12 protein-coding genes are annotated in these 21,063 nt (G+C 70.7%); 8 read left to right on the forward strand and 4 right to left on the reverse strand.

Going from position 1 to position 21,063, the window contains the following annotated elements; translation table 11 throughout:
- The first annotated feature begins 43 nt into the window (after nt 1-43).
- From CAP_RS05500 to CAP_RS05515, 4 genes are all read left to right on the forward strand, one after another.
- The gene (locus CAP_RS05500; protein WP_044236774.1) at nt 44-772 is read left to right on the forward strand and encodes a hypothetical protein; all 729 of its coding nucleotides are present in this window, start codon (nt 44-46) and stop codon (nt 770-772) included.
- Entirely contained in the window at nt 769-1,848 is a 1,080-nt protein-coding gene (locus CAP_RS05505) for an HTTM domain-containing protein (protein ID WP_044236776.1), read from the forward strand. The genes CAP_RS05500 and CAP_RS05505 overlap by 4 nt, the downstream gene beginning before the upstream one ends.
- Before the next feature lie 15 nt (nt 1,849-1,863).
- Nucleotides 1,864-2,655: a Uma2 family endonuclease gene (locus CAP_RS05510; protein WP_063748642.1), complete on the forward strand. Its 792-nt coding sequence runs from the start codon at nt 1,864-1,866 to the stop codon at nt 2,653-2,655.
- Between the two features lie 183 nt (nt 2,656-2,838).
- Entirely contained in the window at nt 2,839-3,732 is an 894-nt protein-coding gene (locus CAP_RS05515; protein WP_044236947.1) for a class I SAM-dependent methyltransferase, read from the forward strand.
- A gap of 377 nt (nt 3,733-4,109) precedes the next feature.
- Here the strand turns inward: CAP_RS05515 and CAP_RS54865 are convergent, their stop codons facing one another.
- Both CAP_RS54865 and CAP_RS05525 read right to left on the reverse strand, forming a co-directional pair.
- Nucleotides 4,110-5,561: a GspE/PulE/PilB domain-containing protein gene (locus CAP_RS54865; protein WP_044236779.1), complete on the reverse strand. Its 1,452-nt coding sequence runs from the start codon at nt 5,559-5,561 to the stop codon at nt 4,110-4,112.
- A gap of 172 nt (nt 5,562-5,733) precedes the next feature.
- Nucleotides 5,734-6,033, reverse strand: a complete 300-nt coding sequence (locus tag CAP_RS05525) for an FtsB family cell division protein (RefSeq protein ID WP_231511133.1) — start codon at nt 6,031-6,033, stop codon at nt 5,734-5,736.
- A 268-nt stretch (nt 6,034-6,301) separates the two neighbouring features.
- Here CAP_RS05525 and CAP_RS05530 point away from each other — a divergent pair, with 268 nt between their 5' ends.
- The 3 genes from CAP_RS05530 to nth all read left to right on the forward strand — a co-directional run bounded on the left by CAP_RS05530 (nt 6,302) and on the right by nth (nt 15,281).
- Nucleotides 6,302-11,602 carry a tetratricopeptide repeat protein gene (locus tag CAP_RS05530; protein ID WP_044236781.1) on the forward strand — a complete coding sequence of 1,767 codons (5,301 nt, stop codon included), beginning with the start codon at nt 6,302-6,304 and terminating at the stop codon, nt 11,600-11,602.
- A gap of 630 nt (nt 11,603-12,232) precedes the next feature.
- Nucleotides 12,233-14,251, forward strand: coding sequence for a Fic family protein (locus tag CAP_RS05535; protein WP_231511135.1), 2,019 nt, complete (start codon nt 12,233-12,235; stop codon nt 14,249-14,251).
- A complete protein-coding gene (nth, locus tag CAP_RS55550) occupies nt 14,235-15,281 on the forward strand; it encodes an endonuclease III (RefSeq protein WP_081864587.1) in 1,047 nt (348 codons plus the stop codon). Before CAP_RS05535 ends, nth begins: the two co-directional genes overlap by 17 nt.
- A gap of 84 nt (nt 15,282-15,365) precedes the next feature.
- Here the strand turns inward: nth and CAP_RS05545 are convergent, their stop codons facing one another.
- Entirely contained in the window at nt 15,366-16,082 is a 717-nt protein-coding gene (locus tag CAP_RS05545; RefSeq protein WP_231511136.1) for an arginyltransferase, read from the reverse strand.
- Nucleotides 16,083-16,469: 387 nt separating this feature from the next.
- On the opposite strand from CAP_RS05545, the gene yhbY reads away from it, so the two are divergent.
- On the forward strand, nt 16,470-16,787 hold the full coding sequence (gene yhbY / locus CAP_RS05550) for a ribosome assembly RNA-binding protein YhbY (RefSeq protein WP_044236784.1): 318 nt from the start codon (nt 16,470-16,472) through the stop codon (nt 16,785-16,787).
- A gap of 40 nt (nt 16,788-16,827) precedes the next feature.
- On the opposite strand, the gene CAP_RS05555 is transcribed toward yhbY, so the two are convergent.
- The gene (locus CAP_RS05555) at nt 16,828-20,622 is read right to left on the reverse strand and encodes an FAD-dependent oxidoreductase (RefSeq protein WP_044236786.1); all 3,795 of its coding nucleotides are present in this window, start codon (nt 20,620-20,622) and stop codon (nt 16,828-16,830) included.
- Between the last annotated feature and the right edge of the window lie 441 nt (nt 20,623-21,063).

Here is a 21,063-nt window from a genome sequence, read left to right on the forward strand (position 1 = left end):
ACGGACGCCACACCTCCCGCGTGGCGGTAGTAGTCTCCGCCCCATGTCCTTGCTCGGCGCGCTCCGCGCCCGCATTCCCGAACGTTGGACGCAACGCTGGACCGCGGCCTGGCCCACCCTCCGCGCGGTCCTCGTCACCTTCCACGTGCTCACCGTCTTCGTGCTGTCGTTCCCGTCGCCCGGCGCGGTCATGCAGCGCTCGTCGTGGAACAACCCCACCGTGCAGAACGAGTTCCGCCTCTGGACCCAGCGCGTCCAGGACTTCGGGATCGACCTCACCCAGAAGGAGCTCGAGGACCACCTCTGGGAACTCGCCACCCGCTACCTCGCCGTGCGCAGAGAGACCGACGCGCCCTTCCGCCCTTACGCCGAGTACTTCGGCGTCCGCCAGAGCTGGCGCCTCTTCGTCGCTCCCCAGCGCTACCCGGTGCGCGTCGAGGTCTCCATCCGGAGCGGCGAGGGCGACACCTGGCGCCTCATCTACCAGAGCCGCTCCGACGAGCACACCTGGCGCGCCGGACAGCTCAACCGCTACCGCCTGCGCCGCGCCATGTTCCAGACCGCCTGGGAGCGCGAGCGCGCCGCCTTCATGACCTTCTGCGACTGGATCGCCGACCAGGCGGCCCACGACTTCCCCGACGCCACCGAGGTGATGGTCCGCCAGCTCCGCTACCGCACCCCCGCCCCCGCCGAGGCCCGCGCTGGCGAGACCATCCTCGAGCCCACTTACCTCTCGCGCGAGATCCGCGACCTCCGAAAGCACCGCAAGTGAAGCGCATCGCAAGACTCTGGGCCGCGTGGGTGCGCCTCCTCGACCGGCGCGAGCCCGGCGACGTCATGGCCCTCTTCCGGATCACGACCGGCATCGTGATCCTCTCCGCCCTCGGCGCCCTCGTCGCCTACGACATCCTCGACGTGGTGTGGGTCGACCGGAAGTGGGGCGGCTACCGCGCGCTCGGCAGCGGCCCGCCCCTCATCGCGCTCCTCGGCGGCCCCCGCCCCGACGTGGTCTGGAGCGTGCTCATCGCCACCATGCTCCTCGCCGTGCTCCTCATCCTCGGCCTCGGCGGGCGCCTCACCTCTTTCCTCTGCCTGCAGGGCTACATCGCCCTGAGCCGCCTCAACCACAACACCAGCGGCTCCTCCGACATCCTCGTCACCAACGCCCTCTGGCTGCTCACCCTCGCGCGCTCCACGGCCACCCTCTCGCTCGACTGCCGCATCCGCACCGGGCGCTTCCGCTCCGACGAGGAGATCAGCGCCTTCCCCCGCTACCTCGCCATCCTCCAGCTCATCGCCGTCTACAGCACCACCGGCCTGCAGAAGGTGAGCGTCTACTGGTTCCCCGCGGGCTACTACTCCGCGCTCTATTACATCTTGCAGCAGCCCGCCTGGCAGCGCTTCGACATGGCCTGGGCTGCGCGCATCTACCCCATCACCCAGCTCGCCACCGCGACCACCTGGATGTGGGAAGTGAGCGCTCCCCTCCTCTTCCTCGTCTTCTACTGCCGCTACACCCGCGAGCGCGGTGGCCGCCTCCGCCGCTGGGTGAACCGCTTCGACCTGCGCAAGCCGTGGATGCTCGTCGGCGTGATGCTCCACATTGGCATCTTCGTGGCCATGGACGTCGGCCACTTCTCCACGATGACCCTCTGCTACTACCTGTGCCTCTGGCAGCCCGAGGAGCTGCGCGCCGCGTGGACCTGGACGAAGGCCAAGCTCACGCGCCGCCCGCCCTCACCCGAGCCGGAGGCGGCGTCCCTGGAAGGCGACCCTGCCGACGCAGCCCCCGCGGACACCGCGAGCGCCCTCGCTCCCTCCGCCCTCGCCCCGGGGCGACAGCGATGATAGCCTTTCGCCGCCATGTCGGCCGCCGCCGCCAAGCAGCTCGACCGGGACCCGACGGTCTACCCCATCGAGGATGACGTGGGCGAAGGCTCGCTCCAGCGCTTCATCTCGGAGCTGCTGCGCACGCTCATCGCGAAGTGGGTGGCGGAGCGCGGCCAGGTGGCCTTCGTCGGCGCCGACCAGTTCTTCTACTGGGAGCAGTACAACCCCTCCGAGGGCATCGCCCCCGACGTGTACGTCCTGCCCGGCGTCGCCCCCGAGACCCGCGTCGGCGCCTGGAAGGTGTGGGAGACCAAGCAGCGCCCCTCGTTCGCCTTCGAGGTCGTCTCCCAGGACATCCAGAAGGACTACCTCGGCGCGCCTGCCAAGTACGGCCGCCTCGGCGTCAACGAGCTCGTCGTCTTCGACCCCGACTACCACGAGAGCCCCCAGCGCATCCGCTGGCAGGTCTTCCGCCGGACCACCCGCGGCTTCCTCCGCGAGGAGTCCACCAACGACGACCGCGTCTACTCCGAGCGCCTCGGCTGCTGGCTGCGCATCGTGGGTGAAGGCAATACCACCCGGGTCCGCCTCGCCACCGGCCCCGAAGGCGAGCACCTCTTCCCCACCGACGCCGAGGCCCGCGCCGCCGCCGAAGCCCGGCAGCGTCAGCTCGAGACCGAGCAGCGCGCCCTCCACGCCGCCCTTGCCTCCGAGCAGCACGCCCGCGCCGCGCTGGAAGCCGAGCTCACGCGCCTCCGCGGGCGCCGCGATCCCACCCCGGTCCCCACCTCGACCGAGCGCCCCACCCGCCGCAAGAAGCGCTGAAGCGCAGCGCACCTCGCGGGTGACGCCGAAGCGCCCCACGCACGCCGCAGCGACGTAGCGCCGCAGCGCCGCAGCGCCGCAGCGCCGGAAGCGAGGAAGCGAGGAAGCGAGGAAGCTCCCGACGTTTCATGAAGCGTCGAACCCCGTCATGCGCACGAGGGCGCCGTGCGCTACAACGCGCCCATGCGCTTTCGCCCCCGCTCTGTCACGGCGCTCCTCCCCGCCGTTCTCCTTCCCGCCACCCTCCTCCTCGCTGCCTGTGCCTCGTCATCTCCGCAGGAACCCCCGCCCTCGACGGCCGCGTCTTCGACAACCGCGCCGGCTGCGGCGACGGGGACGACCGAGGCAAGCGTCGCGCCCCCCGCGGCGCCCGCGGCCGTCGAGCGCGTGGACGTGCCGGCGTACATCCGCGAGGCCGTCGACGCCACCGATCGTGCCGACGCCGATCGCAAGCTCGATGCGGGCCGTCATCCCGCGGAGACGCTCGCGTTCTTCGGCATCAACCACGGCATGAAGGTCGCCGAGCTGGGCGCGGGGGGTGGGTACACCGCCGAGCTGCTCGCGCGCGTCGTCGGGCCCAGCGGCGTCGTCTACGGGCAGAACGCCAAGTTCATCCTGGAGCGCTTCGCCGAGAAGCCCTGGAGCGAGCGGCTCGCCAAGCCGTTGATGAAGACCGTGGTCCGCGTCGACCGCGAGTTCGGTGACCCGCTCCCGCCCGAGGCCAAGGATCTCGACGCGGTGATCCTGATCCTCTTCTACCACGACACCTACTGGATGGATGTCGACCGGAGCGCGATGAACCGCGCCGTCTTCAAGGCGCTCAAGCCTGGTGGCGTCTACGGCATCGTCGACCACAGCGGGCGTGACGGCACCGGATCGACCGAGGTGAAGACGCTGCACCGGATCGAGGAGAAGCTCGTCCGCGACGAGATCACCAGCGCCGGCTTCCGCCTCGCCGCCGAGGCGAGCTTCCTGCGCGTCCCTGCCGACACCCGCGACTGGAACGCCTCGCCCACGGCCGCGGGCGACAAGCGCGGCCAGAGCGACCGCTTCGTCCTCAAGTTCGTCAAGCCCTGAGCCCGTCATCGCGGTGAGCCCGGAAACATCTCCGAGCCCACCTGGCGACCACTCGCGGCGGACCTGGCGACCACTCACGGCCCACCTGCGACCACTCACGGCCCACCTGCGACCACTCACGGCGGACCTGGCGACCACCCAAAACCCACCTGGCGACCACCCAAAACCTACCTGGCGACAGCCCAAGGCTCACCCGCCACCAGCCAAAACCCACCTGGCGACGCCTCGGGATCCAGGGGCGACGTCCCCTGGATTCCTTGGCGATGCCTCAAGTTCCAGCCGGGCGTGCAGCGCGACGGCTCCCGCGCGGCGCTTCGTGAAGACGATACCGAAGGGGGTAGCGACCCTCGGGAGCGTAGGGACCCTGGGTCCCTGCGCTAAAAACGGGTGGCGAGGATGCGGGTGAGGGCGTCGCCGAGGACGCGGGCCAGATCGTCCATGGTGCGGGTGCCGTGCAGGGTGTTGTCGAGATCGTCGGCGACGAGGACCAGCACGGCGCGGCCGGCGACGCGGACGGCGACGGCGGCCACGTCGGCGCTGGCGGCGCCCATCACGGAGAGGAGGGGCTCGTGGGCGGGGGTGCCGGGGATGGGGCCCAGGTACATCCCGGTGGCGGTGGCGGTCGCGAGGATGCTGGGGAGGGAGGTGGGGATGGCCACCTCGCGCAGCGCGTTCTCGTAGCCGAACTCGGGGGTGCAGGTGTAGCCCTGGAAGGCGCCGCGCTTCACCGTGAACAGTGCGGCGCGGGGGGCGACGCGGCGGATGCCTTCGAGGGCGAGCATCACGATGTCGTCGCGGGTCCGGGCGGTGTTGATGGCCTCCATGATGCGGCGCAGATCGCCGCCGGAGTGCGGGGCGGAGGGGGGCGCAGGCGGAACGTGGCTCCCGCGGGAGGAGTCGCGGGACCGGGAGGGGCCTGGCGACGTGTGGCGCGAGGGGCTCGGAGGGGCGTAGGGATCTGAGGCCGACACGCGGAGCCTGCCCTGGGGGAGCGTGGTCGGGGCGTGCTCGCCGACGTTGCCGGAGGAGGTCGCGGACTCCTCGGCGTCCGGGGAGGGATCCCAGGCGGAGGGCGGGGGGGTGGAGGGGAAGGAGATGGCGGGGCCGGCGTCGTTGGCGTCGGCCACGATGCTGCTCCCCGCGGCGCTGCCCCCCAGGCGGGCCCCGGCGCCGCGCAGGGTCGCGGGGGCGGCGGGGCGAGGGTCGGCGCCTTCGTGGCTGCGCGATCGGGCGGTGGAGACCGGGGTGGAGGCCTGCTCGGGAGGTGACGTGGCGGCCGAGACGCGGCGCACGAGCGGGATGGGGATGTCCTCGGAAGGGGGCGGCGGGATCGTGGATTGCGGCGCGCCGTGGGGGAAGGCAGGGGTGACGCGGCGGGGCCGGAGGCGGGTGCTCGGGGCCTGGCGCTCGTCGAGTTCCAGGGTGCGGATGGCTTCCTCGATGGCGGCCATGGGCGCGCGGACCAGACGCACCGGGGTGCCGAGGTGAAAGCCGAGCTCCGCGGCGAGGTGCCGGTCGAGGGGGTCGGCGACGGCGATGTCGACGGTGCCGCTTGCGGTGTCGAGGCGGGTCGGGACGGCGCCGAGGCGGCGGCAGAGGGCCCGGGGCAGGCGCGTGAACAGCTCCCGCGAGCCCAGCACCTGGCGGAGGGCGAGGCCGCCGCGTCGATCCAGCTCGGCTTCCAGGGCCTGCTCGGTGATGGCGCCCCGATCGACGAGCGCCCGGGCGAATGGAATGCCCCGCACCACCGAGAGGAACAGCGCGGCTTCTACCTCTGCTGCCGGCAGAATCCCCGTCTCGACGAGGACCCGGCCCAGGTCAATCGACACGGTTCAGACCATACCAGGTACTGCGGTACTGCGTACCCTGGTGCAGGGGCCTGCGGCCCCTACGCTCCCGAGGGTCGCTACCCCGGAGATGAGGCGAGGGGCGAGCGCTGCGAACAGGAGGGGCGCGGCGGGTCAGCGCGCGTTCGGGAAGGAGGCGGCGCGGCGGGGCGGGTCAGCGCGCGTTCGGGAACTGGAAGACGACCTCGGTTTGCCGGACGAGGCCCAGGTTGTCGCGCGCGATGCGCTCGACGGCGGTGGGGTCGTCGCGGAGGCGGGAGACCTTGCCGCGGAGGGCCTCGATCTCGCGGGTCAGCTCGGCGTTCTCGTCCTCGACCTGGGTGAGTTCTCGTTCGAGCGAACGGAGGCGGGGGAGGCCCTGGGGGGCGAGGATCATCACGGGGGCCCCGACCACGGCGATGACCAGCATGGCCACCGGCAGCACCCGCTCGATCCATCGGGGAAATCGACCCACGGGGCCCTCCGTCCCATGGAGGCCGTGGGGCTGTCAACTTTCTCACCCTCCCGGACTTCTCAGCCCTGGCGCCCTCCATGCCCCTCAACCTCCCCGTGCCCCCCCACCCTCTCCATATCCCCCACCCTCTCCATATCCCCCTGACCCCCCTTTCGGGCCGACCCCCTACCCCGCTAGCATGCGGCCGCCCCGACCCCCGGGAGCGCCCGTGCTCAGGCGCTCTGGATCAAGCGCCACGGGAATTCTGGGCCGGTTGCCGAGGAGATCCATGTCCATCGATATCGTGCGAGGCGAGCTCGAGCGCCTCTTCTCCCTCGAAGAAATGATGTCGCTCTCGACCGAGCTGCTGGGGATCGACCCTGGTGAGATCGGCGGGGGTGCGTCGAAGGCCTCGTTTGCGCGGGCGCTGACGGATCGGTGCATCGAGCTCGACGCGGTCGACGCGCTCCTCGACGCGCTCACCGCGTCGCGGGGGAGCGTGGATGCGCGGGTGCGCGAGCTCGGGGCGCGCGGGGTGAGCTTGCCCGAGGAGCTCGAAGCGGGGGCGACGTTCGGCGACTTCACCATCGTCAAGAAGATCGGCGAGGGGCCGCGGGGCATCGTCTACACGGCGAAGCGCGGCGAGGTCGAGCGCGTGCTCAAGGTGATCAGCCGCGACGCGGCGCAGGGGTCGCGGGCGGCGCGGCGCTTCGTCACGCACGTGCGGCTCGCGGCGCGGGTGCGGCACGAGAACCTGCCCTCGGAGCTGGAGGCGGGGTTCGTGGGGAACCTCCCCTGGGTGGCCTACGCGCCGGTGGAGGGGCAGCCGCTCGGGGCGCGCATCGCCAAGAGCGGGCCGCTTCACTTCAACGAGGCGCGCGCGTTCCTGCGCGGGATCCTCGGGGGCCTGGCGGCGCTGCACGAGGCGCGGCTGTCGCACGGGGCGGTGCGCATCGAGAACGTGATCCTCGCCAAGGGCAATGACGGGCAGCCGCGCCCGGTGCTGGTGGATGTGGGCGGTGACCGGCTGCGGGGCGGCTGGCAGAGCCGGCGCATCGCGCGGTCGTCGAGCCCGGAGCAGCTCCGCGGGCAGGTCGCGGATCTGGCGGGGGACATCTATGCGTTCGGCGTTCTGCTCTTCGAGGTGCTCGCGGGCAAGTCGCCCTTCCCGGGGTCGAACGCGGTGGACATTGGCATCGCGCACCTGACCGCGGCGGCGCCCTCGATCGGGGCGACGGCGCCGAAGGGGTGGGTCCCCAAGGAGCTCGACGAGCTGGTGCACCGGCTGCTCCTGAAGTCGGCGGACAGCCGGCCGAAGAACGCGCACGCGGTGCTGGAGGCGCTGGAGAACCTGAGCCGCCCGGCGGGCGAGGGCCCGAAGAAGACGATCACGGACGAGCAGTTCGATGACCGGGTGGCGCTCCTGCTTGCGGATCCTGGCGACGGGGACATGGCCCTGTCGCTGGAGGCGGCGCTCGAGCAGGGCGCGGAGCCCGGCAAGGTGGCCGAGGCGTTCGTGATGGCCTCGGATCAGTTCGAGGAGTCGGACGACGAGGAGGCGAAGGCCAAGGCTCAGGAGGGCAAGAAGCTCCTGCTCTTCCGGGCGGCGCGTATTTACGAGAACGCGAAGGAGCACGGCAAGAGCGAGGAGATGTACGCGGCGATCCTCACGCTCGACCCGGACGACGACATCGCCTTCACGGCGCTGGAGGAGCTGCGCAAGCACCTCGGCAAGCACGAGGAGCTCGTGGAGATGCTGCTCGAGCGCAGCGAGAAGGCGACGGAGGCGAGCGAACGCGCCCGCGCCCTGAACGAGATCGGGCACCTCTACGTGCGCGAGCTGGAGGACAAGGACCAGGGCGTGTTCGCGTTCGCCCAGGCGCTGGCGCAGGGGCCAGAGAACGACGACTACGCCGTGGACCTGGAGCGCGCGGCGGGCAGCGACATGAAGATCTGGGCCGAGGCGCTCCAGATCCTGAGCCAGGCGACGACCAGCGAGGCGATGGGGACCGACGCGAAGCTCGCGCTCTTCAACCGCCTCGGCCCCTGGTACGCGGAGAAGATCGCGCGTCCGGACATGGGGCTGCCGTGCTTCCAGTTCGTGCTCGGGCAGGATCCCGCGAACGAGCGCGCGCTGGAGGGCGTGGCGCAGCTCTACCGCCGCGCGCAGCAGTGGCAGGAGCTGGGGCAGGTGCTCCTGAGCCGCGCGGACCGGGCGCCCACGCCGGCGGCGGCGCGGGATCTCCGGGCCGAGGCGGCGGAGCTGCTCGACACCCGCCTGAACGAGCCGGGGAAGGCGCGGGACCTGTACGAGCAGATCTTCACCGAGGATCCGGGGCACACCCGGGCGGCCGACGCGCTGCTCGGGATCTACCGGCGGGCGGAGGATCACGCGGGGACGGCGCGCATCCTGGAGCGGCGCTCGGAGGCGCTGCGGGGCGAGGAGCGCGTCGAGGTGATGTGCAAGCTCGCGGAGCTGTACGAGGACCAGCTCAACGATCTCGCCGAGGCGACGCGGCGCTACGAGGCGGTGCTCGGGGTGGACGCGCAGGCGCTCACGGCCCTGCGGGGGCTCGACCGGATCTACAGCCGCTCGGGCCGGTACAAGGAGCTGCTCGTCAACCTGGAGCGGCAGGTGGCGGTCGCGGCGACGCCGCGGCAGCGGATCAACCTGTACGAGCGCATGGCGGGGATCTGCGACGAGGAGTTCCTCGACCACCAGCGGGCCTCGGAGGCGCTGGAGATCATCCTCAAGATCGACCCGGCGCACGAGGGCGCGCTCACCGGCCTGACCCGGCACTACCGGGCCCTCGACCGGTGGGAGGACGTGGTGGAGCTGTATGACCGGCAGCTCGCGCTGGCGTCGGACGACAAGCGGCGCGAGGAGATCTTGCTCGCCTCGGGGCGGGTGCTCCTCGAGCAGATCGGATCGCCGGAGCGGGCCCGCAAGGCGTACGAGAAGGTGCTGGAGCTGAACCCGAACCACGCGGGCGCGCTGGAGTCGCTGGCGCACGTGCGGGCCGCGACGGGCGACGCGGTGGCGGCGCTCTCGGCGGTCGAGTCCCTCGCGGAGAAGGCGCAGGCGCCCGACGCCAAGGCGGAGCAGTGGATCCGCGCGGCGAAGATGCTGGAGGAGAAGGGGGACCGGGACGGGGCCATCGAGCGGTACAAGAAGGCGCTCGACGCGCAGCCGCAGAACGCCGTCGCCCAGACCTCGCTGCGCGCGGCCTACCTGGCCCGCGGGGACGCGACCAGCGCTGTCGAGCTGATCAGCCGCATCATCGAGGTCACCGACGGCAATCTGGCCAAGGCGCGCCTCTACGGGGAGATGGCGGAGATCCTGAAGGAGCGGCTCAAGGACGACCAGAAGGCGGGCGAGGCGGCGACCAAGGCCGTCGACCTCGACCCCACGAGCGTCCTCGGTCTGCTCATCTCCGGCGACAACGCCTTCGAGGGCGGGCGCTACCTGGAGGCGGCGAAGAGCTACGAGTCGCTCGCGAACCGGGTGGACGCGATGCCGAAGGCCCAGGGCCTGCGGATGCTGCTCCGCTACGTCGACTCGCTGAGCAAGACCGGCTCGACGAGCAAGGCGATCGGCACGGTGAAGACCCTGCTCACGCTGGCGCCGGACGATCCGGCGGCCCTCGGGCGCGCGGCGAAGGTGAACCTCGACGCCGGCAACGCCAAGGAGTCGGCGGCGCTCTACGACGACCTCCTCAAGCGCTTCGGGGCGGAGCTCTCCACGAGCGAGCGCGCCGACGCGCTGATCCACCTCGGCGAGGCGCGGCTCAAGGCGGGAGACCCGGACGGCGCCATCGAGCCGCTCACCGACGCGGCGGACCTGGTGCCCGAGTCGCCGCTGCCGCTCCAGCTTCTGATCAAGGTCTACGAGACCAAGGGCGACTGGGAAGAGGTGGTGCGGCAGCGGAACCGGCGCCTCGACATGGTGGTCGGCGAGGAGCGGAGCGCGCTCCTGCTCGAGATCGGCGACATCCTGGGCGGGCAGCTCAACGACCGCACCCGCGCGGCGAAGAGCTACGTGGCGGCGCTCGACGAGCGGCCCGACGACCGGAAGATCCTGACCAAGCTGATGCAGCTCTACAGCGAGGAGAAGGACTGGGGGAAGCTCATCGACGTGGTGCTGAAGCTGGCGTCGAAGGTCGACGACCGGAAGCAGAAGGCGAAGTACCTGCACACGGCGGCCATCGTCAGCGCGCGGCAGCTCGGGGATCTGGACCGGGCGGTGGCGTTCTACGACGAGGTGCTGGAACTCGACCCCTCCCTGACCCGGGCGCTGGAAGAGGCGATCGAGCTGCGGGGGGACAAGGGCGACCACGAGGGCGTGGAGCGGCTGCTCAACGTGCAGCTCGAGCACGCCACCGAGGCGGGCGACAACGCCAAGATGCTCGAGACCTTCGACAAGCTCGGCTACCTCTACAAGGACCGCCTGGGCCTGACGCCGGAGGCCATCGACGCCTTCGAGGCGGCCCAGACCCTGGACCCCGACAACGAGACCCGCAACGAGCTGCTCGCCGGCATCTATGCGAGCAACCCGGCGCAGTTCCTGGACAAGGCGGTGGCGGCGCAGCTCCCCATCCTGCGGCGCAGCCCGTACAAGCCCGACTCGTACCGCCTCCTCAGAAAGCTCTACACGGAGTCGAAGCGCGCCGACGCGGCGTTCTGCGTGTGCCAGGCCCTGGTGGTGCTGAACGCGGCGGAGCCGGACGAGGAGCGGTTCTTCCGGCGGATGCGGCCGGAGACGGTGGCGGCGGCCCAGGATCGGCTGAACGAGGACGACTGGGCGCGCCTGGTGATGCACACCGAGGCCGACCCGCTGCTGACCGCGGTGTTCGCGGTGATCGAGCCGGCCGTGCTGCGCAAGAACGGGCAGCCGCTGGAGATGCTGGGCTACCAGCTCGCCTATGCGGTGGACCTGATGCGGCACCCGTATCCGATGTCGCAGACCATCTATTACGCCTGCGGCGTGATGGGCATGGAGCCTCCCCTCACCTTCCAGAACCCCAATGACGGCGGCGGGGTGAACTTCCTCCACGCCCATACCCCGGCCGTGGTGCTGGGGGCGGCGGCGCTGGCGATGGATATCCCGACCCAGGCGGCGGCGTTCATCGCGGCGCGGCACCTCACCTATTACCGGCCGGGCCTCTACCTCCGGCACCTGGTGCCCACCGGGACCGGCCTGCGGGCCTGGCTGTTCGCGGCCATCAAGCTGATCTCGCCGACCTTCCCCATCTCCAAGGACCTGGAGGGGCCGGTGCGGGACAACCTGGCGGTGCTGGAGCCGACCATCGTGGGGCCGGCGCGCGACCAGCTCGCGAGCGCGGTGACCAAGCTGCTCCAGGCGGGCGCCATCGACCTGAAGCGCTGGATCTCGGGAATCGATCTGACGGCGGACCGCGTGGGCTTCCTGCTATCGAACGACCTCGAACTGGCCCAGGAGATGATCAAGGCCTCCGACGAGGCGAGCGCCGCGCTGCCCCACAAGGACCGGCTGAAGGAGCTGCTCCTCTATGCCGTGAGCGAGGAGTATTTCGCGCTCCGGCGGCGGATCGGCATCAACATCGATAGCTGAGGGGCCCGGGAAGGTTCCGTCGAGGGATAGCGGGCAGACCGCCAGCGGGCCGCCCGCGCTCCGCCGTGCTGCACTCCCACCGCGGGCTCGCCTCGACCCTTGCCCCGAGCACGCCGCAAACGCGCGAAAAACCAGGCCAATGGGCCGCCGAGGCCCCCGAAAGCGACCGGGGTGGATCCGTATGGGTCCATCCCGGTTTTGCGCCAAAGGGGCAATCCGTGCGCTGTATCGGTTGACGGACAAATCTCCAAATTGCTAGGCTGACGCCGCATTGGACCCTTTTTGGGTCGAATGAAGGCACGTTTCCGGCGCCCACTTCCCCGTGGATCGGGGGGGAGGACGGCGTAGACGTTCGAGATTTCACCATAGCCCCGACGCCGAGCAGCTTCGCGTCCCTGTGAAAGCACGCCTATGGCGGCCAAGAAGACCCGAAAAGCGACCAGGAAGGCCACGAAGAAGGGAACCAGGGGCAGGGCAGCGAGTTCCTCCCGGAAGTCGGCCACTGCAGCGCGAGCGCGCAAGGCGAGGCCGGCAGCCCGGAAGACGGCCCGAAAGACGAGAAAAGTGGCCGCGAAGCGCACCAAGGCGACGCGGGCCCGGCCGGCGGCAAAGCGACAAGCGGCGAAGCGCGTGACGCGAAAAGCGGCGCCGGCGCGCCGCAAGACGACGGCCAAGACGGCCAAGACGGCCAAGACGGCCAAGACGGCCAAGGCCGCGAAGAAGAAAACGGCCAGGACCCAGCGCACCGCGGCCAAGAAGAGCCCGCGGAAGACGGCGCGGAAGGCCCCGCGGAAGGCCCCCAAGAAGGCCCCGCGGAAGGCCCCCAAGAAGGCGCTGAAGCGGGCAGCGGCCCGGAAGACCACGGCGCGCAAGGCAGCAGGCAGGAAGGCCGCCTCGCGGACCACGGCGCGCAAGGCGGCAGGCAGGAAGGCCGCGACCCGGAAGACCGCGGCGAGGAAGCCGGCCAGGAAGGCCGCCCGGAAGACCACGGCGAGGAAACCGGCCCGGAAGACCACGGCACGGGCCACGGCGCGCAAGGCGGCAGGCAGGAAGGCGGCCGGGCGAAAGACGATCAGCCGGAAGGCGACGGCCCGGAAGGTCGCCCGCAAGCCGCGGGTGGTCCGCAAGGCGGTCGCGGGGCGGGCCCGCAAGGCGTCGAAGCTCCGGCAGGCGGTCAAGAAGACGCGGGCCGCAGGTGGGCGCGCTGCCAAGGCGGCACGCTCCACGGCACGCAAGGTGACGCGGGCGCGGGTGACCCGGCCGAAGGCGTCGAAGGCGCTGAAGACGCCGAAAGCGCTGAAGGCGAAGAAGCCGGCGCGGACGGTCGTGCGGGCGCCGAAGCGGGTCGCCAAGAGGCGCCCTGTCGCCGAGGTGGTCGAGCCGCGCCGGGTGGTCCGCGAGGCCGCGGAGAAGCCCCGGAAGAAGAAGCTCACGGCGCTCAGGGCCGAGGAGGGCACCGAGCGGCTGCGCCAGACGCGTCAGGCGCGCCAGGACAGCGAGGCGCCGGACGCCCCGAAGTCGGGTGAGCGCATCACGGTGGGCGGCGACGCACTGGAACGTGGCGAGCGCGCCGAACGCGCCGAGCGGGGCGAACGCGCCGAGCGGAGCGAACGCGCCGAGCGTTCGGGCAAGGCGAAGGAGCGCGCTGCCAAGGGCGAGCGGGCCCCCGACGGAGCCAAGGGCAGCGAACGCACCGGCGAGCGTGCCAGCGAGCGCACGAAGAAGAACGGGGAGCGCGCGCCGCGTGCGACGAAGGAGCGCCCGCTCAAGACGAGCGACAGGCCCGCTGCCCGGTCGGGGCGGGGCTCGACGCCGCCCGGACGCGCCGCGGCGCGGGAAGTGCCGCGGGTGGTGACGCTCCCGCTGCCCATGCTGCCGCCGCAGCGGCGCGCGAGCATCGAGGAGCGCGCGGCGCTCATCGAGAAGCGGCTCGAAGCGCAGACGGAGGACTTCCGGCACCGCTACTACGAGAGCTTCGACATGTCGTGGATCTACCACGACAGCGCGCTCGAAGGCGTGGTGTACACCTACGAGGAGCTGACCACGGCGCTGCGCAATGGGTCGCCCCCGGCGGACTCCAGCCTGCAGCCGACGTACGACGACATCCGCCGGCACAAGGAAGCGATCGCGTACGTGCGCGATTACGGTGCGCAGAAGCGGCTGCCGATAACGATCGATTGCCTGCGGAAGGTCTACCTCATCCTCCATCCGGAGGAGGGGGACATCAAGTCGGTGAAATACCGCAAGGACATCCCGCAGCACCGGCTGTACTTCCACGAGTACACGCCGCCCGACAAGATTGCGTACAAGGTCCGGCAGATCGCGGACTGGCTGAACGACCCGGAGACGCGCAAGACGCGCAATGGAATCCGGATCGCGGCGAGGGCCCACTACGATCTCCTGCGGGTGTACCCCTTCCCGGTGGACAGCGGGAAGGCGTCGCGGCTGTTCATGAACCTGATCCTGATCAGGTCCGGGCTGCCGCCGGCACTCATCCATTCGACGGAGCGACAGCGCTACTACGAGGCGCTGAAGGGCTCGGCGACCACCGTGCTGCAGATGGTGCAAGAGGCGGTGGAGAACGCGCTGTCGAGCGTGGAGAAACTCCTCGACGAGCACGAGTCGCGCAAGCGTGCCTTCGTCAGCTGAAAGGCCGGCGGGGCGCGCGCCTCAGGCCACGACGAGGGCCACGACGAGGGCAGCGCGCTCCGGGGGGGCAGGGGCAGAAGCAGGGGCAGAAGCAGGGGCAGAAGCAGGGGCAGGAGCAGGGGCAGGGGCGGCGAAAGTAGCGAGCACAGCCGAGGCGGCGAAGGCGGCGAGTACGTATGCACGTCTGAGGGCGCTGCACCCGGACGCCCACTGCGAGCTCGTCCATCGCTCGGCCTTCGAGCTGCTGGTCGCGACGGTGCTCAGCGCCCAGACCACGGATGTCCTCGTGAACAAGGTGACCCCCCACCTGTTCGCGCGTTACCCGGACGCGGCGGCGCTCGCGGCCGCCGAGCCGTCGGAGGTGAGCGGGCTGCTCCAGCGGCTGGGGATGGGGATGTACAACCAGAAGGGGAAGAACATCGTGGGGCTCGCGCGGGGCCTGGTCGCCGAGCACGGCGGAGAGGTGCCGCGCACGCTGCCGGCGCTGACGGCCCTGCCGGGGGTGGGCCGCAAGACGGCGAACGTGGTGCTGGGGGTGGCCTTCGGGATTCCGGAAGGGGTGGTGGTCGACACCCACGTGCAGCGGCTCTCGCAGCGGCTGGGATGGACCGCGCAGAAGACGCCGGAGGAGATCGAGCGTGACCTGTGCGCGCTCTTCCCGCGGAGCGCGTGGGACATGCTCTCGCACACGCTGATCTTTCACGGCCGGAGGATCTGCCTGGCCCGGAAGCCGGCGTGCGCGGCGTGCGGGGTGAACGATGCATGCCCGAGCGCGTTCCACGCCGAGCAGGTGGGCCGGAAGCCACCACGACGGCGGGAGCCGGGCGGCGCGGGCGGCGCGGGCGGCGCGGTCGGTAAGAAAGCCTTGAAGACGGTGACGGGTGTGCAGGCGGTGAAGGCCGTGAAGGCTGCCCGGGCTGCGAAGGCGGTGAAGGCGGCGGGGAGCGCGAAGGCCGCGAAGGCCGTGAAGGTGGCCAGGGCCGCGACGGCGCCGGAGTCCGCGCTCAGGAACCGCAAAGCGCGCCGCTGAACCGGGTGCCCTCGCACGCTGCGGGGGCGTGGTGACGCGCGATCGGTGCGCAGCGGTGTGGTGCCCCGGAGCGCGCGGGTCGGTTCAGGGCTCGCGGTCGAAGCGGGTCCAGTGGCCGTCGATGCGGCGCTCGTGGGGGAGGTAGGCGCTCTTGTAGACCATGCGCGGGCACTCGGCGACGTAGAGGCCCAGGTAGAGGTAGGAGAGGCCCCAGGAACGGCAGAGATCGATCTGGGTGAGGATCGAGAAGACCCCGGGGCTCAGGTGCTCAAGCGCAGGATCGAAGTAGGTGTAAACGGCCGACAGGGAGCGCTCGCCGCGATCGACGACGGCGAGGCCCGCGAGGCGACCTTCGATGCGGTAGCGGATCTCGAAGGTCTGGCAGCAGGTGTCGACGAGGAAGGCGTGGTAGCCGTCGGCGCCGAGGACGCCGTCGTCGCGCATGAGGTTCCTGCCGCGCTTGTGACGGTTGTAGAGCGCGAGGCGCTCGCGGCTGAGCGTCGGCGCGCCCATCTCCACCGAGAAGACCTCGGCGCCACGGCGCTGCACGCGACGCTGGGTGCGGCCAGGAACGAACTCGTCGACGAGGAGCCGGATGGGCTCGCAGGCCACGCACGAGGGGCACTCGGTGCGGTAGAGGAGCCTGCCCTGGCGGCGGTTGCCCTCGTCGAGCCGCCGTTCAAATTCCGCGGGGGTCAGGCTGCGGATCGGTACGCGCAGCGGGGTGCGCGCCACCTGCTCGGACAGGTACGGGCAAGCCCCGACCTCGTCGTGAACGACCAGCTCTGGAGGTGTTTCCAACGTGTCGATCCGTGACGGAGCGAGGGTATCCCTGCCCTGCTCCTCTCGAAGCCCGTTTCGTTCGCTCGACATGTCCATGGCGCTCCCCCCCCGACACGACCCGCGCGTATGCCAGCGCCTACCAAAACACGCTGAAAGCTCGCCGTCGTCAAGAGTCACGCAGCGTCACCACGTCCGGAACAGCGATGGTCGTGCCTGGTCGTCGCGCCATGACGCGATGCCCGCTGGGATCTCCGCGCCGGATTGCCGCAGCCCGCATGGACTCGCTCTGGAATCGCCGACGAGGGGAGACTAGTACTGCGTCCCCTCGGAGTGCCGAACGAGACCGGAGGTTTCGGGAGTCACTCTCGGTCCAGGGACCTTCGGTCCCACGTGAAAGGGCAGTCCTTGAGCCTCACCGGAAAGCAGCGGCGTCACCTTCGGTCCCTCGGCCATCACCTCGAAGCGCTCGTGCAGCTCGGAAAGGGCGGGCTCTCCGAGAACGTGACCACGGCCGTGGGCGATGCGCTGGAGCGCCACGAGCTTGTGAAGATCCGGCTGGGAACGGAGTGCCCCGACGACCGCGAGGAGGTGGCGGAGGCGCTGGCGGGCTCGCTCAAGGCCGAGGTGGCGCAGACCCTGGGGCGGACGATCCTGCTTTACCGGCGGCACCCCAAGGAGCCGAAGATCACGCTGCCGGGCGAGAAGGTGAAGAAGAGCGCCTGACCCAAGGGGGGCGAGGGGACGCGCGTCCCCTCGTGGAGACTCAAACGCGGAGGAGGCCTGGGGTGTGGGCCATCATCTGCTCGAACCAGGCGTTTGCCAGCTTCTCCTGGGCGGAGTTCAGCCGGAGGCGCGAGGCCAGGTTGCGGAAGTCGACCCGGTCGAGGGGCTGGTCCTGGTTGTAGCAGGTGAACACCACCGTCTCGGCGCCGGTCTCCGGGTCCACGTGCTTCTGGAGGCACTGCGCGCAGATCTCCTTCATCATGCACTGCATCGGTGAGTTGATGCTGGCGATGGCCAGGTGGCGCGGGTTCAGGTGCGGGGCGAGGATGCCGTGCCGCGCCTCGCGCACCGCGTTCATCATCCGGTCGGAGCCGATGGCGATGATCCGGTTCACCTCCGAGAGGCGCGCGGCTTCACCGCCGAGGCGCCCCTCCGCGTAGGCGACCATGGCCTGCACGATGTTCCCGCGGAAGTGCCGATCCGCGGGGCGGCGGGGCGTGATCTCCTTTCCGGCGTCGGTGCACCAGATCACCTGATCGGTCGCGACCTCGATCTCCTCCTGCTTGAAGAGGTCCTCGCCCATCCGGTAGCCGGCGAAGTAGATCACCCGGTCGCCGCGCGCCCGGAGGGCCTTGGCGATGGAGAACAGCACCGCGTTGCCGAGGCCACCGCCGGCGAGCAGCAGGGTCTCGCGCTCCGGGATCTCGGTGGGGGTCCCGGTCGGGCCCATCACCACCACCTCCTGACCTTGCTTGAGCATCGCGATGAGGCGGCTCGACACGCCCATCTCCAGGGCGATCATCGAGAGCAGGCCCTTCTCCTTGTCGACCCAGGCGCCGGTGAGGGCCAGGCCCTCCATGGCGAGGCGGGTGCCGTTCACGAAGGGCGAACTCGCCTCGAAGTTCTGCAGCCGGTAGAACTGGCCAGGCTCGAACTTCCGGGCGGCGGCGGGGGCGCGCACCACCACCTCGATGATGGTCGGGGTCAGGCGCTCCACGCGCTCGACCACCGCGACGAACTCGTGGTCGAGGCGCGCGAACAGATCACGGCGACGGGCGTCGCGCGCGGCCTGGGGCTCGGCATCCTCGGCGTCGAGCCGCGCGATGTCGTGGCGGAACAGCTCCACCACCGACGGGAAGGCGTCCTTCGCGCTGGCCATCGCCTTGACCACGCTCCCTGCGTAGAAAGGGTGGTTGTCCCCGTAGAAGCTCACGGCGTGCTTGCCGTCGTTGTAGCTCGTGAAGAAGCCCTTCTGGGGGTCGGACGGCTCGACGTGGAGCGCACCGGCGTCGTCCACCCAGGCGCGGTGGGCCTGGAAGAACTGCTTCCACTTGTCGAACGTGAAGTGGCCCGGGTACTCCTTCTCGTAGGTGACGTTGGGGCTCGTCCCCGCGGCCACGCACACCGTGCGCGCGGGCATGGTGACGTGCTCGCCGGTGCTCCTCCACTTGCCCTCCACCAGGGCCTGCCGCTCGAAGATCATCCCGTTCACGGCGCCATGGGCGTCCAGGGTCGCCTCGATGGGGGCCATGTTCTCCACGTAGCGCACGCCCTCCTCCAGCGACTTCGCCACCTCCTCGTGGTTCAACCGGTAGGCGGGCGAGTCGATGAGGCGCTTGCGGTAGACCAGCGACACGCCGCCCCAGCCATCGAGCAGCGGCTGGAGCCGCGGGGCGCGGCCCTCGCGCGCGGCGAGCGCCCGCTCTTCCCGCAGGGCCGCAGCGTGGGCGAGCTGCTCGGTGACGAACGCGCGCTCTTCCTCGTCGAACAGCGCCATCACCGAGGCCTCGCCGCGCTCCTTGATCAGCGCTTCCACCCGCGCCGCCGTCTTCTCCACCTGGATGACGTAGTAGGCGAGCAGCTCGGTGCAGGTGTCGATCGCGGTCAGGCCGCCGCCGATCACCACCGCCGGGAGCCGCACCTGAAGGTTCGCCAGCGACGAGCGCTTGTAGGCCCCCGAGAGCTGGAGGGCCATGAGGAAGTCGCTGGCCTTGCGGATCCCGCGCGACAGGTTGTTCTTGAGCTGGATGAGCGTCGGTCGGCCCGCGCCGGCCGCGATGGCGACGTGGTCGAACCCGAGGCGCCAGGCGTCATCCACGTCGACCGTCCCGCCGAAGCGCACGCCGCCGTAGATGCGCAGGAGCCGCTGCCGCGCCAGGGTGATGTAGAGGACGGTGAGGAAGTTCTTGTCCCACCGCACGGTGATGCCGTACTCGCTCACGCCCCCGAAGCCGAGCAGCACGCGCTCGTCGAGCTCCACGTAGAGCTTGCGGAAGTCGCGCACGGGCCGCGGCGGGTGGGTCTCGTCGCCGATCAGCTCCGCGGGGAGGGGCTCGATCTTCAAGCCGTCGATGGCGGCGACGGCGAAGCCCTCGCGGGACAGGTGGTGCGACAGCGTGTAGCCGGCGGGGCCGAGCCCCACGACGAGCACGTTCTTGCCGTTGTACGGCTTCGCGTGGGGCCGGAGCACGTTGAGCGGGTTCCAGCGGGTGAGCAGCCCGTAGATCTCCAGCCCCCAGGGCAGCCCGAGCACGTCGGTGAGCACCGCCGTCTCGATCTGCGGGATGTTGACCGGCTCCTGCTTCTGGTAGACGCAGGCCTTCATGCAGTCGTTGCAGATCCGGTGGCCGGTGCCCGGCAACATCGGGTTGTCGATGCAGACGAGGGCGATGGACGCGACCGAGTCGCCCCCCTGCCGCATGACGTGCATCTCGCTGATCTTCTCGCAGAGAGGGCAGCCGTTGAGCGGCACGCCGAGCGGGTTGGGCTTGATGGCGCCGGTCTTGTTGTCGCGCAGGCCCTTCGAGCACGAGTCCTTGTCGCGATCGTGGCAGAACAGGCAGTAGTCGACCTCGCTCTCCACCTCGCGCGGGGGCGCGCGGCGATCGGTCAGGGCGAAGCCTTCGCGCTCGCGGCGCTCGTGATCGGGGCCGACGAACAGCTCGGGGAGCGACTCGTCCTTGCGGCGGAGCTGCACGAGCTGCTGGTAGTCGAGGGTGTGGGGTGCCTTGAGCGTGGGCCAGCGCCGGGCCGGATCATGCTCGTCGCCACGGCGCCGGCCGAGCCACGCTTCGAGGGCGTCGAGCGCGAAGGTCACCACCGCCGCGTCCTCCGCGTCGCTCGGCGTCGGACCCGCGGTCGCCACGGCGGAGACTGTGATGGTGGCGAGCACGGGGTCGGCCCCCAGCGCCTCTCGCACCTTCGCCGCGCGGGCGTGCAGCTCCTCCGTCCAGGCGGCGCCGCCGGCCTTGGCGGCCTTGCGGGCCACATCGTCCACCTCGAGCAGCAGCAGCGTCGCGCGCGCAACCGCCAGCTCCTCGTCCTCCGAGCCGCTCTCCAGGAGCGCGGGCATGGCCCCCATGGCGGCGAGCGCCCTGCGGGCAGCGTGCGCGGCCTCGACGGGGCTCCCCGGCCAGGACCGACCGACATTGGCCTTGAAGAGGCGCTTCTTCGCGAACTCCTTCTTGAACTGCCAGAGCGGGCTCCGCTCACCCGCCGCATCCTTCATCGCCTGCACCTCCCGCTCTACCCCGAAGAGCCGGGCGACGAAGCGGGACACGTGGGGTGCCGCGGCGAGCAGCGCCTCCGAGGTCTGCTCGGGCGGCACCGCCACCCCGCGCCGCACCGCACCGCGGTACGTGTCGAAGCGCGCGAAGGCTTCTGGATCTGCTTGCTGGAAGGCCGCGTCGAAGCGCTCGCTCAGCTCGGCGAGGCGCGCCGGCGCGAACAGGTCCGGGTACGTGAAACCCGGCAGGCCGAGGATGAGGTCGGAGGGTTCGGAGGTGGACTGCACCCACGCGGAGAAATCGGTCTGGAGTCCAGGAGTTGCTTCCATGTCAGCGTCGACAGCGAGAGGCTCTGTAGTTTGCAGGAGGACACGCCTTGCCCCCCCTCGCCAGCGCGGGCGGAAGGTAGCATCGGGCCGGCCTTTCACGCTGACTTTTGACGCATGATGGCGAAGCCGTCCGCCCGGCAGCATGACGCCCCGAGCAGCGCATCACCCGTTACGCGGCGGTGTGCATCACGCGAAGCAGGCCGCTTGATCGGGACGTAGGTCAGCGTCGCTGCGCGCGGCAGGTCTGCATCGTCCACTGCGGCTTCCCTCACTGCGGCGTCCCCTCACCGCGGCATCCCCTCACCACGGCATCCCCTCACCGCGGCATCCCCTCACCGTTGCAAGCGCTCGAATACGAACGCCTCTCACATTGCATTCGCCTTTGTGCAGCCGGGCTCCATGCGGCGTCTCTCTGCGCTGCGCCCTTCGGTGTGCAGGCAT

The sequence above is a fragment of the Chondromyces apiculatus DSM 436 genome, assembly GCF_000601485.1.
GTDB lineage: Bacteria > Myxococcota_A > Polyangia > Polyangiales > Polyangiaceae > Chondromyces > Chondromyces apiculatus.